The sequence below is a fragment of the Lignipirellula cremea genome, from assembly GCF_056501455.1.
Map to the genome: position 1 here is coordinate 372,501 of NZ_CM151415.1, position 13,892 is coordinate 386,392.

Below are 13,892 nucleotides of genomic sequence, written 5' to 3' on the forward strand. Positions count from 1 at the left end.
TTTTTTTTGTGGCCTCGCCTGCCGCAAGAGCGCACGCGGGCGTCCCTGTTCCTGCCGCAGCTTCCGATTAGGATGAGACCGTCGCTCGGTCTCGCATCGCCCTGACGTGCCTCGCCCCGGCCGCGCCTGGTCGCGAGCTTTTTTCTTCACGGACAAATTCGCCATGCGGTTCCCCCCCGCCCCGGTCGCCGCGATTCTGTTTCTGTTCGTCGCGGGCGCCGGCTCGCAGGCCTACGGACAGCGTCTGGAGCCCTACCAGACTTACGCCGAGACGGGCCTGTCGATGAACTACGCCGGCTACGTCTACGCGGAGGACGCGTACGTCATCTCGGCGAATTACGGCTTCGAGAATCGCAAGTCCCGCAGGGCCGTTCGCGACTCGTACATCGCCTACTACTACGGCCAGAACGCCTACACGTTTCTGCACCCGAACAAGTACATCCAGGCTCGCGACGCCGGCTACGACGCGGCCCGGCGCAGCTACGCGAACTTCGACTACCTCTGGACGTACGTTCTGCCGTTCAACGAGGACCGGGCGATCTACGACTTTTCCGTCGCGACGTACTACAGCTTCGTCTACAACTACTACGCTGCCGTGTACTACGACGCGGCGTTCTTCACGCTGATTCCGTAGCACAGCGTCTCGCGTCGCCCCGCCCCTGTCGCCCGCCCCCCCGCCATGCGTTCTCCGTCGCTTCTCGCGCCGATCGCCCGCGCGACGTTCGCCTTCGTCCTCGTCGGGTCGCTCGCGCCGGCGCTTGGGGCGCGAGCTCAGGAATGGCCGCAGTTCCGCGGTCCGGACGGCCAGGGTCATGCGCCCGACGCGAAGAACCTTCCGACTGACTTCGCCGATCCGCAGAACGTCGCGTGGAAGACGTCGATCCCCGGCAAAGGCTGGTCGTCGCCCGTCATCGGCGGGAACGAAATCTGGTTGACCTACGGCATCGACGTGCCGGCGACTGACGAGCAGAAGCGCGAACGACTCGCCTCGAACACCGGCAATCAGCCGCTCATCGTCTCGGCCCGCGTCGGGCTGCATGCGATCTGCGTCTCTCGCGAGAACGGCGAGGTTCTGGCCGACGTCGAGCTGTTCGCCGTCGAGAATCCGCAGCCCGTTCACGACATGAACTCGTTCGCCTCCTGCACGCCCGTGTTGGACGCCAACCGCCTTTATTGCTCTTTCGGGACCTACGGAACCTGCTGCCTCGATACGAAGACGCGCAAGGTCGTCTGGCTCAATCAGGAGTTGAAGATCCAGCACGAGAACGGCCCCGGAAGTCACCCGGTCCTGTTCGAGGATCGACTGCTGGTTCACTTCGACGGATCCGACAAACAGTCGCTCGTCGCGTTCGACGTCGCCGACGGAACCATCGCCTGGCAGACGCCGCGGGCGGGCGAGATGCACAGCAATCCGCAGGAGAAGAAGGCCTACGGAACGCCGCTGGTCGTCGAGCAGGAGGGGCGCCCCGTCGCGGTCTCGCCCGCGGCGGACTGGGTCTACGGCTACGACCCGCGATCGGGCGACGAACTCTGGCGCGTCTCCTACGGCGAACTCGGCTACTCCACCGTCCCCCGCCCGGTCGCCGGCCACGGCATGTTCTACGTCTGCACGAGCTTCAACCGCTCGATCCTGCTGGCGGTTCGCTACTACGGGGTCGCGAAGCCGGAGGTCGTCTGGAAGTTCGACCGCCAGGTCAGCCAGAAGCCTTCGCCGCTGCTGGTCGGCGACGAGATCTACGTGGTGAGCGACAAGGGAGGCGTGCTGACCTGCCTCGACGCGCATACCGGAGAGGAACGCTACGCCGAACGTCTCGGCGGGAACTTCTCCGCTTCGCCCCTCTTCGCCGACGGCAAGATCTACCTCGCCAGCCACGAGGGAGAAGTCTTCGTCGTCGCGCCCGGTCCGGAGTTCGAACTCCTCTCGCAGACTTCGCTCGACGGCCAGATCATGGCCTCGCCTGCCGCAATCGGCGAAGAGCTCTACTTCCGGACCGCCGCGTCGCTCTATCGCCTGCAGAAGTCGAAGTAGCGATCGGCGCCGATGGCGACGGCGGATGAAGCGGCGTCTACTCGTCGTGCCACAGGAGCGTCGTCTTCGGCTCCTGAGCGCCGCCGCGAAGCGAGAGCGTCTCGGTCAGGTGCAGCCGGCAGCAGAAGCGGATGAACTCCTTCTTCCGATGCAGCGTCGCGGTCCAGTCGTCGCTGCGAAGGTCGTCCCGCCCGATCTGCCGCTCGGCCAGCGCCTGAGTGAACCAGCGTTCGGCGGCGTCGTACTGCCGGACATGCTCGATGATCGGGCGATCCTGCGGACGGGCGTCGGGACGCGCCGTCTGCGGTCCGGGCGGTAGGAATCCCTTGGGATCGGGCCAGTCCGCCGGCAGTCCCGGCTCGCGACCCAACTCGGCGATCGCGGCCGCCTCTTCCGGCGTCTGCTCGCCGGGCATGGCGGGCGTCTGCGTGCGAAGCTGTTCGCGAGCGAGGGCGAACTCCGCTTCCCAGACGACGCGTTCCGGAATGAACTCTTCGTCCGCCGTCCCCCACGGAAGTCCGTAACCTGGCGGGATCGGATGGAACGACGGGTTGGCCGCGTACCAGTTCGTCGCGATGCCCATCCGGGGCGGATAGTATTCGGTGAAGTCGGTCACCGCCCCGACGACGACGGCGTCGACGCCCAGGTCCCGGGCGAGCTGCTGGAAGTCGGACGCCTGGTGGTAGTCCCGCGAGCCGAGCGCCTCCAGTTGCCGCACCGCGACGCCGACCGGCATCACCTCGAATCCCGGGATGCTTTGCAACTCGATCTGGTACGCCTCGGCGACCTCGAGCTGATTGACCGACGGATCGGACGAGAGATTGGCGAACGGAAGCACCGCGACGCGATGAAGCTGCGGGAACGGATTGCGGATCTGGGCGTCGAGATGGGCCGACGGCACCAGCGAACAGCCGCTCCCGCCGCACGCGATCAGCGCCAGCGTCGCGACCGCCAGCAGGCGGGCGAACGAACTCCTCGAAGTTGGCGCTAGCGGCGCTCGCATCGCGGACGCAGGGGCTCGAGTACGGACGGAACGTCCTTCGCGCAGGGCGAAGCTCGACGTTCCGCGTCCCGCTCCTATCGTCCCGCCCCGCCCGATCGATCAGGCGAACCCTGCCGGCGCCTCGATTTTGGCTGAAGAGTTTTCATCGTTCGTCCGGCGTCCGGTCACACGAAGTCCCGCAGGCTCTTCACCCCTAGCGTTTCGCGGCAGGCGAAGGGCTCGGCGTAGGCGGTTCCGATCGACTTGCCCCAGAAGGCGGCCTCGTCCCGCATACGATCGAGAAACGTCGGCGGCGTCTGGGGGCGACCCGTCACGAACTGACTCTGGTAGGCCTCGATCGAAGCGATTTTCCGCTCCCAGTAGGGCGAGATGTCGACGACGAAGTTGGGACTGGGCACCTGCTTCAGGTGGACGCAGTAGTAGTACCAGATCCGCTCCGGATGGTACGGCTCGCCCGGCAGGTCGGTCTTGGTCAGCTTGGACCAGAACCGGGCCGCCTCGACGAGCTGCGTCGCGGCGACGTGATCGGGGTGGGCGTCGGTCCAGAAGGGAGCGAACAGCCACCGCGGCTTCTCGGCCCGGAAGACCGCCGCCAGCTTCGCCCGCGCCTCCAGCGTCGGTTCCAGCGAACGGTTCGGCAGGCCCAGATTCTGCCGCCAGGTCAGGCCCAGGATCTTCGTCGCCTCGGCGGTCTCCTGCGCCCGGATTTCCAGGCTGCCGTGCGGCGTCGGCTCTCCTGTGGTGAGATCGAGCACGCCGACGGAGAGTCCCTCCTCGATCATCTTCAAAATCGTTCCGGCCATGCCGAGTTCGGCGTCGTCCGGATGGGGAGCGATAACGAGCGCGTCGAGCATATCGCGAGAGTCGGTGAGAGCGTTAAAGCGCGAGGGACAGGCAAGCGGAGGGCGCGAACCCTCCGTGGCGTACCGCTGCCGGCGTTAAGAGCGAAACTGCTTCGCGGTCAAAAATCGGCATTCCCGATTCGGCGCCGCAACCCTTATCATCGGCTCGTCGTCAAGGATCGACGGCGAGACGCAACTCTCACGGATGAGAGCCTTTTCGCTTCGTCGACGATCCGGCTGCGAGCCGCCGAATCCCGCCCGCCATGATAGCCGCCCGGAAGGGTCGGCAAGGGCGAACGCGGGGGGCCGCGCGAGCGACCGGCGACGCAAGATCTTGTCGGAGTGGTGAATCGAGACGCGACCGGGAGAGCGACGCTCTCCGGACGCGGCAGGGAAGTCCGCGTGAGGAGGCGCGACGTGCTCGATCAGCGTGAAGAAAAACTGTCGGTTCGCATCCGCTGGATGATCCGTCGGGATATGCCCGAGGCTCTGGCGATCGAGGAATCGAGCTTCGAATTCCCCTGGACGGAGGAGGACTTCGTCCGGTGCCTGCGCCAGCGGAACTGCATCGGCATGGTGGCCGAGCGGAACGACAAGATCGTGGGGTTCATGATCTATGAACTTCTGCAGAGCGAGCTGCACGTGCTGAACTTCGCCGTCCGGAAGGAATTCCGCCGGATGGGCGTCGGTTCGCAGATGATGGAGAAGCTCGTCAGCAAGCTCTCGTACGGTCGTCGCGACCGGATCGTGCTGGAAGTCCGCGAGACGAACCTCGAAGCGCAGCTCTTCTTCAAGAAGCAGACGTTCCGCGCGATCGACGTCCTCCGCGACTACTACGAAGACACGATCGAAGACGCCTACCTGATGCAGTACAAGTACTATCCGACGCAGGCTGACGTCGACTGGGCCTACCAGCGGAACAGCCGCCTCGCCGGCTGATCGCCGCGCGGGACTATCGAGAAACATCGCGACGGAGGGGCGACACGTTCGCCCCTCCGTTTTTTTCGTGCGCAGACGGGGCGGGCGCCCGCGGGGCCCTTCCCGTTCCGCGCGGCGAGTCTAGAAACTACATTGATCGCGCGAAACGCGAGAGCGACTCACCCCCAGAGATAAACGGCACAAGACGTATGTTCGATTTTCTGACCGGCGAAGCGCTGATCGCTCTCCTCGCGCTGTCGGCGATGGAGATCGTGCTGGGGATCGACAACCTCGTCTTCATCTCGATCCTGACCTCCAGGCTGCCGGAGGAATCGCAAAAATCGGCCCGGCGGCTCGGGCTCGGTCTCGCGCTGGTGATGCGGATCGCGCTGCTGTTCACGCTGAGCTGGATCCTCGCGCTCGACAAGCCGTTCTTCCACTTCTCCGACCTCGGCTTCCTGTCCGAATGGTTCGTGGATCACGAGCACATCAACGACGTCAGCGTGAAGGACCTGTTCCTGCTCGCGGGCGGGATGTTCCTGATCGGGAAGAGCGTGGTCGAGATCCACCACAAAGTGGTCGGCGAAGAAGAGGAGCACGCCGAGGGGAAGAAGGTCTATCCCAGCTACTCTTCCGTCCTGATGCAGATCGTGCTGCTCGATATCGTCTTCTCGCTCGATTCGATCATCACCGCCGTCGGCATGGTCCGCGGCCACATCTGGGTGATGGTCGTCGCGATCATCCTGTCGGTCGTCGTGATGATGATCTTCGCCGAGCCGGTGAGCCGGTTCATCCAGAAGAACCCGACGCTGAAGATGCTGGCGCTCTCGTTCCTGATCCTGATCGGCGTCATGCTGGTCGCCGAAGGCGCCGGTTCGGAGATCGAGAAGGGCTACATCTACTTCGCTATCGCCTTCTCGCTGATCGTGGAGTTCCTGAACATCCGCGTCCGGAAGATGACCGGGAAGAAGCCGACCTCCGTGCCGAAGGGCGAACCGGATCGCGTGACGACGTAGGCGATCGCGGCCCAAGGCGAGCGGAGGACGCGAGTCCCCCGAGTCTGTCGATCGAGCGCAACGAAGTTCGAGATTCTTGTAGATCAGCCCGATCGAGTTGACGCTGCGTTCGCTCACCACGGATTCGCGCGGAACGTCCTGACCCGCGGACCGCGACTGGTGAGATCGATCCGCACGGCGCCGTCGCGCTCGGTCAGGTAGAGCCGCGCGTCGGTCGAGCTCCAGGCGGCGGCGAACTCGTCCCACCGTTCCAGATCGTCGCCGGAGACGACCACGATCTGCGCCTGCGCGAACTCGGCGAACCGCTCGGGCAAGCTGTTGAGGCTTCCGTGATGCGGGGCGAGCGTCACGTCGATCGGCGGCAGGTCAAGCGCGAGCAGGCGCTCCATGCCGTTCTCTTCCAGATCGCCGGGCAACAGGACCGTCTGCCCCGCGCTCTCGACCAGCAGCGTCACGCTTTCGGCGTTGTCCGAATCGCCGACGAAGCCCGCCGGCGGATGCAGAACGCGAATCGTCGGACGGGCGGAGGCATCGATCGAAGAGGCTCCTGCTCCCTCGACGATCAGGTCGCCCGCTTGAATCGTCTCCCACGGGATGCCTTCGCGGGCGAGGACGCGTTCGAGTTCGCTCGCCAGCCCGTCGCTACCGTCGAAGAAGCCCGCGGGCACGTAGACGATGCCGATCGAAACCAGTCGCGTCAGCTCGGCCAGCGAGTTGAAGTGGTCGGCGTCCTGATGGGAGATCACGACCGCGTCGAGGTGCGTTCGTCCGCCGCTCCAAAGCGCTCCGGCGATGGTCCGGGCGCCGACGCGAGGCGAGCCGGCGAAACCGGCATCGCACAGAAGCGCCCCCTCGCGCGTTTCGATCAGCACGGCGGAGGCGTGTCCCACGGCCAGCGTCGTGATCCGAACGTCCGCGACATCCCGCCTTGCGGAAACGTCGGTCGCCGTGGCTGCCGCGAACAGACCCACCAGCAGAGCGAACGCCGCGACGTGCCGCTGCTTCGGCAGGCCCAGCAGAACGGCAGCGCCCGCGGCGTAAGCGAGCACGGTCGTCGACGCCGACGGACCCGCGGTCCACGTGAACGAATAGGGCAACCGGCTGGTCACGTCGAGCGTCCACGCCAGCGCCGCGAGCGACCGGTCGGCGATCCACGCCACGGGCAAAGACAGCGGCCCCGCGATCAGCCAGAGCGGAATCGTCAGCGCGGCGGAGTAGAGGGCGATTGCGCAGAGCAGGGCATAGAACGGATTGAGCGGAACCGCCGAAAGCGAGACGAAGTGGAACCGGCACGCCACCAGCGGCAGCGTCGCCAGCCAGACGCAGAGCCCTGCCGTCCAGATGCGGAGACTCCACCGCAGGGAGAAGCGCCAGGCCAGCCGCCACGGTCCCGGCGGTTCCAGTTCCCGCCGCTCGCGTTCGCGCCTTACGAACTCCGACGCCCGCCAGCGGTCGCCGTGCCACGCCAGCGCCCCGACCGCCAGAAAAGAGAGCTGCGCCCCCACGTCGAACAGGTCCCAGGGACGCCAGACCAGCACCACGAGCGCGGCGATGGATAGCCCCTGCAACGCCGTCATCCTTCGACCGCGTAGATCGGCGAAGCCTGCAAACAGGATCAGCGTCGCCGCGCGGAGGATCGGCGCCTGCACCGCGGCGAAGATCGCGAAGGCCGCCGTCGCTCCGAAGATCAGCGCCGCCGTGCGACCGCGCGACAGGCCGGCGATCTGTGCCAGAAAGCGCAATCCCACGATCAGGATGCTGACGTGCATGCCCGAGATCGCGAGCAGATGGACGGCGCCGGTCAGGAAGAAGTCGTCGCGGTCCTCCCGGTCCATCCGGTCGCGACGCCCGACGATCAGGGCCGTCGCCGCGGCAGCGGAGGAGGGAGACATCGTCTCGAAGAAGATCCGCTCGGTGCCGTCGCGTGCGGCTTCGAGCCAGCCCCGGGGATCGAGCGCCAGGCGCCTCGCGATCAGCGTCGCGGACTCCGGATAGCGGACGCGGAAGGCGAAGGTCTCGCCGTCGCCGCGGGCCATCGCTCGCCAGTCGGCCTCGCCCGGATTTCTGGGGCCGGCGATCGCGCTCAACAGACCGCGCGCTTCGATCGCGTCTCCCACCGAGCCGATCGGACCGTCGAACGGAAAGATCAGCGTGCCGGTCCCGCTGACCGTTCGCCAGTCGGAGCCGTCGCGGATCTCGCGCGCCTCGACGAAGGCTTTCCAGAAAGGGGGTTCTCCCGGTCGGGCGAATGCGCCGGGAGGGAGTTCTCGCGGCGAATCGAGCAGGCGGAAACGTGCGACGACCGGCGCCGGCTGCTCGGCGGCCAGCAGCGACAGATCGTCCGCGCTCGTCTCGTGCCAGCGCCAGTGATGCCAGAAACCGCCCAGGCAGAGCATCGCGGCCGCCGTCGCTGCGATCGGCAAAGTCGCGCCTGCCGGAAAGAGCGACCCGCCGGACTCGAAGCGTAACCTAGGGTTCACCCGTCGACTGACGAGGGCGATCGCGACGGCGGCCAGCGCCGCAGTCGCCCAGGCGGTCGACGAGAAAGCGAATCCCAGCCCGTCCAGCAGGACGCCGGCAGCGAACGACAGGGCGGGAATCGCCGCCGGGGCTCTTCCGGCTGAGCCCTCCGCCTCGGGCGTCTGCAACTCCTGCATTACAGACCCCTGAAATTGCCTATCCGGACTCTGGCCGCGTTTCGTTCGGATTGACCTCTGTTGTCCGGCAACCCGCGATATCCAGAGTATCAAAAGCTCGACAGGGGTCGAGAAACGCCAGTCGGAAAGGAAACGTCGTCATGACCAAGTATTACGTCGAGAGCGGTCGTCATCTGAAGGTCGTCGTGCTGGCCGAAACGCCAGTCGCCGCCATCCTGAAGGCGCTGTCGGCCGGAGCGTCGGACGAGCCCCTGCGACTGGCGAACGTCTTCATCGTCAACGAACGGGGATTCGTCTGGGACCGCGAAGGCCAGGAACGCTACGGCGACGAAATCGTCATGCCGACCAGCCTGCTGATGGGCGAGCCGGAGGAAGGCCCCGCCCCCCACGACGAGCGGGCGTAAGCATCGACAGGGATCGATTTTACAGGTCCCAGCGAAGTGTACGGATGGGGCGTTCGCACGCCCCCCATCGGCCAGATCGCGAGCTAGACTGGTAAAAGCTGGCGAAGTAGATCGCCCGCCCTTATCTTGCTCGATCAGCGAATCGTCCGAGACTTCCGCGGGTTCAAGGATCTCTCGCCGCGAAGTCGCCGACGCCGTCTCTGTCCGAACCGACAGACGGACCTTCTCTCGTGATCTCCGTCGCTCAAGCCGCTATGTCGAACACCCCGGTTTCGCGTCCCACGCTGGCGTTCGCGGTGACGATGCATCGCAGCGGTTCGAGCGTGACGATGAACGTGCTCCAGACGCTCGGCGCGTCGCTGGGACCGTATCCGCTGAACGGCGCTTCGACCGGCAACAAGTACGGCCACTTCGAATCGATGCCGCTGCTGCTGCTCGATCGCGAGGTCCTGTTCGCCGTGCATGGTTATCGCGACGAGGAGTTGTTCCTGTCGCCCGAACTGATGGCCCGCTTTCGCCAGACGCAGGGCGCCTGGAACTCGCCCGATCTGAACGACGAATGGCTGCGGAAGGGGAGCAGCCTGCTCGCCCGGATGACGGAGTCGGGCGACGTCGTCGCGTTCAAGGATCCGCGCGTCCCGCTGATCTGGCCCTTGTGGCGAAAGCTGCTGGAGGAGCTGACCGGCGTACGGATCGTGCTGCTGTTTCTCGTGCGCGCCCCGCATGCAATCGCGATGAGCATCTACTCCCGCTCAGGCGGCGAGATTCCTTACGACGCGGCGCTCGACGCGACCGAAGGCCACCTGCGGCAGATGATCCGCATCCGCGATGAATGGCAGGGCGAATCAGCCCTCGTACGGTTCCAGGGGGAGCAGTACTTCGACGATCTGAAATCGGCGGCGACGCTCTGCGGCCTGAACTGGTCCGACGAGATCGTCCGTCAGGTCGTCGATCCGGGCGAACGCCATCAACGGGCCGCCGCGATCGACCATCCGGCCCAGCGCCTGTTCGAGGAACTCGCCGGCGAGCCGCTGCGCCTCGACGAGCAGGAGAACCAGCGGATCCTGCAACAGGACTCGGCGCGGCGGGAAGCCATCCTGCGCAAGACCATGCACGACTGGCGGGCGAAAGCGGGCGCTCTGACCGAGGAGGTCCATCAGCTCGCGAGCTCTCCGAACTCCGCAGAGGTCGCCGCCACGCTCCATTCGCTCCGCGAAGAAATCCGCGCCCTCCGTGCCTGCCTGCAGACCGAACGCGACGCCTCGTTCGGAAGCTGAAGCGTCTCTCGCGAATGGGGGTGGCGCTGGTTGTCTCAACCAGCGTCCGCGCAGCGGATCGGAGGCCTCAGAAGCCCGTCGGACGCCTCGCAGCCGGGTTCCGTCAAAGCGTTTTCTCGATGGGGAACTGCGACCTCGCGCCGAATTCGCTCGGAGGCCTCCGACGGGCTGCGCCCGCGCCGGTTGACGCAACCGGCGCCACCCAGCAAGGGTCGCCGACCGCAAGCTGCGAGATGCACCCGTCGACGAAGTCGACAAGAGCAGCGGCAGCCGGAAAGCGCCGACTTCATCGAACGACGTGGCGAACGAACCGTCGATGCTCTTGCGGCTGACGCCGCCCGGATTGAAAAGCAATCCGGGCCACTCCAATCGTCTATGCGGCGAAATAGCTAAGCGCCGCCCCGCTGCGGACCCGATAGATGCCCTACCGAATGGGCAGATCGGGCAATTTACGCAGGGGCGTAATCTCATGGGCAGGTTCGTAGTCTCGCTATTCGCGGTTACCCTCCTATTCGCCGTTCCCGGAGCCGTCCGGGGCGACACCGTCGACGATTTCGGACAGTGGACGGCGTTCTTCACGCAAGGCGAAGTCGGCGCCGACTCCAGTCCGATCCGGTACTGGTTCGACGGACAGGTCCGGCTCCTCGAGGACGCGGACGGCTTCAATCAGAGCCTCGTTCGTCCGGGCCTCGGTTGGGCCTTGAGCGATAACCTGGTGGCGTGGGCAGGATACGGATGGATCCACACCGAGCCCGTAACCGGCGACCCGTTCGAAGAACATCGCATCTGGCAGCAGTTGACGTGGTCGCATAAGCACGACGACTGGACGCTCTCGCTGCGTCCCCGGGTGGAGCAGCGCTTTCTCGAAACGGGCGACGACGTCGGCTGGCGCTTTCGCCAACTCGTCCGCGTGCAGCACGACCTTCCGAATCTTCCTCGGCTGACGTTCGTCGCCTGGGACGAGGCCTTCTTCCATCTCGGCGACACGGACTGGGGCGCCGATTCGGGCTTCGACCAGAACCGCGCCTTCGTCGGATTCGGCTGGAAGTCGCATCCCGATAGCTGCCTGCGGACCGAGATCGGCTACCTGAACCAGACGATCAGCCTTCCGACCGGCGACGACCGCGTGAACCACATCCTGTCGGTCAGCTTCTTCTTCTGATCCGACGGCTGACGATGCGGTCGAAGGCCTGCCCGCGACCGGCAGCGCCTGGGAGTAACGGCGAGCGGGGAATCCTCTGCTCGCCTGAAGATCGCGGCGCGACGGCAGTCGCCGGGGTCGGGACGCGCTTCCTGACGGAGCCTCGTCAGGGTCTCGACGACCTGCTTCAGGTCCCCCCACCGTCACGGTCGAATGGCGTATCGTGGAGGCTTCGTAGTCCGCGACGCCCTCTCCTTCGCGCCGCTTCCCTGCCGTTCGAAACCTCGGAGGAGTCATGCTTCGTTTCGTCGTCGCGTCGCGACGGTCGATCGCCGTCCTGTTCGCGTGCGCGATCGCGGTCGCCGCGGCGGTCGCTGCCCTGCCCTGCCCCGTTTCCGCCGTCGAGCCTTCCGCTTCGCAAGCCCCGGATATGAGCTACCCGCAGCCCCGTCGTTCGGACCATGTCGACGTCTACCACGGCGTCTCGGTGCCCGATCCGTACGAGTGGCTGGAGAACCCCGACGATCCCGAAACCCGCCAGTGGATCGAGGCCGAGAACTCGCTGACCGATTCGATCCTGTCGAAGATCCCCTTCCGCGCGAAGGTCAAGGAACGCCTGACGAAGCTGTGGGATTACGAACGCTACGGCCTGCCCGTCGAGCGGGGCGGAAAGTACTTCTTCACCTGGAACGACGGCCTGATGAATCAGTCGATTCTGCAGATCGCCGACTCCGCCGACGGCGAAGCCAGGACGCTGCTCGATCCCAACACCCTCTCGAAGGACGGCACGGTCAGCCTCTCCGGCTGGCATCCCAGCGAGGACGGTAAACTGCTCGCGTACGGTCTGGCCAGCGCGGGTTCCGACTGGAACACATGGCGGATTCGCGACGTCGCGACGGGCGAGGATCTGCCCGAGGTTCTGGAGTGGATCAAGTTCTCCGGCGTCTCCTGGCTGCCCGACGGTTCGGGCTTCTTCTACAGCCGCTACGACGCGCCGAAGCCGGGCGAAGAGTTCACCGGCGTGAACTACTTCCAGAAGCTCTTCTTCCACAAGGTCGGGACGCCGCAGTCCGCCGACGTCCTCGTCTACGAACGGCCCGACGAGAAGGAATGGGGCTTCGACGGCGAAGTCAGCGAGAACGGCGAGTACCTGATCGTCAGCATCTGGAAGGGAACGCTCCGCAAGAACCAGCTCCTCTACCGCCGGCTCGATCAGCCCGACGCGCCGTTCGTGGAACTGTTGACCGGGTTCGACGCGCTCTACGGCGTCGTGCATGCCCAGGAGGGCAAGTTCGTCGTCGTCACCGATCGCGACGCCGCGGCGAAGAAGGTGGTCGAAATCGATCTCGACAAGCCGGCGCCGGAGAACTGGCGGACGCTGATCGAGGAAAGCGAGCGCCCGATCGAATCGGTCGATTTCGTCGGCGGACGCCTGATCGTCTCCCGACTGGCCGACGCCAAGACGGAGGTCACGCTGTACGACCGGCAGGGGAAGGAGCCGCGTCAGCTCGAACTGCCCGGCATCGGAACCGCGGGCGGCTTCTCGGGCAGGAGCGACGACAAGCAGACGTTCTATTACTTCACCAGCTTCACCTTCCCCACGACGATCTTCCGCTTCGATCTGGAGCAGGACGAGAGCGAGGTCTTCCGCGCGCCGGACGTCGACTTCGATCCCGCGGACTTCGTGACCGAGCAGATCTTCGCGACCAGCAAGGACGGCACGCGGGTGCCGATCTTCGTCACGCGCCGTAAGGACGTGCCGCTCGACGGCCAGCGACCGACGATCCTGTACGGATACGGCGGGTTCGATATCTCGCTGACGCCGTCGTTCTCGGTCAGCAACCTCGTCTGGCTGGAAGGAGGCGGAGTCTACGCGGTCGCCAACCTTCGCGGCGGCGGCGAGTACGGTCGCACCTGGCACGAAGGGGGCATGCTCGGCAGCAAGCAGAACGTCTTCGACGACTTCATCGCCGCGGCGGAAAAGCTGGTCGAGTCGAAGTTCGCCTCAGCGGAAACGCTCGCCATCCGCGGGGGAAGCAACGGCGGCCTGCTGGTCGGCGCGGCGATGACGCAGCGACCCGAGCTGTTCGCCGCGGCGGCGCCGGCCGTCGGCGTGATGGACATGCTCCGCTTCCACAAGTTCACGATCGGCTGGGGCTGGGTCAACGAGTACGGATCGTCCGACGATCCGGAGCAGTTCGCCTGGCTCAAGGCCTACTCGCCCTACCACAACCTGCGTGAAGGCGTCCGCTATCCGGCGACGCTGGTCACCACGGGCGATCATGACGACCGGGTCGTGCCGGCCCACAGCTTCAAGTTCGCGGCAGAACTGCAGCGCAGTCAGGCGCCGGGCGGACCGCCCGTTCTGATCCGCATCGAAACGAGCGCGGGCCATGGCGCCGGCAAGCCGATCAGCAAGACGATCGAAGAAGCCGCCGACGTCCTGAGCTTCCTCGGCAGCCGCACCGGCTGGCAGGGTCCGAAGTAGACCGGACATCTATCGACGGACCAGGCGAGTTCTCTTCGTAGGGTGGGTCATTGACCCACCTTCTTTCGCCCCTGCGGCGCCCCTTCGTGCCGCAGGTCGCCTCCGGTGGTCCCATAG

11 protein-coding genes are annotated in these 13,892 nt (G+C 65.8%); 8 read left to right on the top strand and 3 right to left on the bottom strand.

The genetic code is table 11. The features are described from left to right. The first annotated feature begins 163 nt into the window (after positions 1-163). Complete coding sequence (locus SH602x_RS01550) at positions 164-634, top strand: hypothetical protein (RefSeq protein WP_479475139.1); 471 nt, start codon at positions 164-166, stop codon at positions 632-634. A gap of 45 nt (positions 635-679) precedes the next feature. After that, the gene (locus tag SH602x_RS01555; RefSeq protein WP_479475140.1) at positions 680-2,029 is read left to right on the top strand and encodes an outer membrane protein assembly factor BamB family protein; all 1,350 of its coding nucleotides are present in this window, start codon (positions 680-682) and stop codon (positions 2,027-2,029) included. Positions 2,030-2,066: 37 nt separating this feature from the next. On the opposite strand, the gene SH602x_RS01560 is transcribed toward SH602x_RS01555, so the two are convergent. Then, positions 2,067-3,032: a hypothetical protein gene (locus tag SH602x_RS01560; RefSeq protein WP_479475141.1), complete on the bottom strand. Its 966-nt coding sequence runs from the start codon at positions 3,030-3,032 to the stop codon at positions 2,067-2,069. 164 nt (positions 3,033-3,196) lie between these two features. Further along, positions 3,197-3,886, bottom strand: coding sequence for a bacillithiol biosynthesis deacetylase BshB1 (gene bshB1, locus SH602x_RS01565; RefSeq protein WP_479475142.1), 690 nt, complete (start codon positions 3,884-3,886; stop codon positions 3,197-3,199). A gap of 405 nt (positions 3,887-4,291) precedes the next feature. On the opposite strand from bshB1, the gene rimI reads away from it, so the two are divergent. Both rimI and SH602x_RS01575 read left to right on the top strand, forming a co-directional pair. Then, positions 4,292-4,813 carry a ribosomal protein S18-alanine N-acetyltransferase gene (gene rimI / locus SH602x_RS01570; protein WP_479468457.1) on the top strand — a complete coding sequence of 174 codons (522 nt, stop codon included), beginning with the start codon at positions 4,292-4,294 and terminating at the stop codon, positions 4,811-4,813. 188 nt (positions 4,814-5,001) lie between these two features. Then, positions 5,002-5,808: a TerC family protein gene (locus SH602x_RS01575; RefSeq protein ID WP_479475143.1), complete on the top strand. Its 807-nt coding sequence runs from the start codon at positions 5,002-5,004 to the stop codon at positions 5,806-5,808. Positions 5,809-5,921: 113 nt separating this feature from the next. Here SH602x_RS01575 and SH602x_RS01580 read toward each other — a convergent pair whose 3' ends face one another. Next, positions 5,922-8,465, bottom strand: a complete 2,544-nt coding sequence (locus tag SH602x_RS01580) for a ComEC/Rec2 family competence protein (protein ID WP_479475144.1) — start codon at positions 8,463-8,465, stop codon at positions 5,922-5,924. Positions 8,466-8,605: 140 nt separating this feature from the next. Between SH602x_RS01580 and SH602x_RS01585 the strand changes: the two genes are divergently transcribed. The 4 genes from SH602x_RS01585 (at position 8,606) to SH602x_RS01600 (ending at position 13,775) form a co-directional block, all read left to right on the top strand. Then, entirely contained in the window at positions 8,606-8,869 is a 264-nt protein-coding gene (locus SH602x_RS01585) for a hypothetical protein (protein ID WP_479475145.1), read from the top strand. A gap of 254 nt (positions 8,870-9,123) precedes the next feature. Continuing rightward, the gene (locus SH602x_RS01590; RefSeq protein ID WP_479475146.1) at positions 9,124-10,146 is read left to right on the top strand and encodes a hypothetical protein; all 1,023 of its coding nucleotides are present in this window, start codon (positions 9,124-9,126) and stop codon (positions 10,144-10,146) included. Between the two features lie 469 nt (positions 10,147-10,615). Next, a complete protein-coding gene (locus SH602x_RS01595) occupies positions 10,616-11,308 on the top strand; it encodes a DUF2490 domain-containing protein (protein WP_479475147.1) in 693 nt (230 codons plus the stop codon). Between the two features lie 274 nt (positions 11,309-11,582). Continuing rightward, a complete protein-coding gene (locus tag SH602x_RS01600; protein ID WP_479475148.1) occupies positions 11,583-13,775 on the top strand; it encodes a prolyl oligopeptidase family serine peptidase in 2,193 nt (730 codons plus the stop codon). The last annotated feature ends 117 nt before the right edge of the window (positions 13,776-13,892 follow it).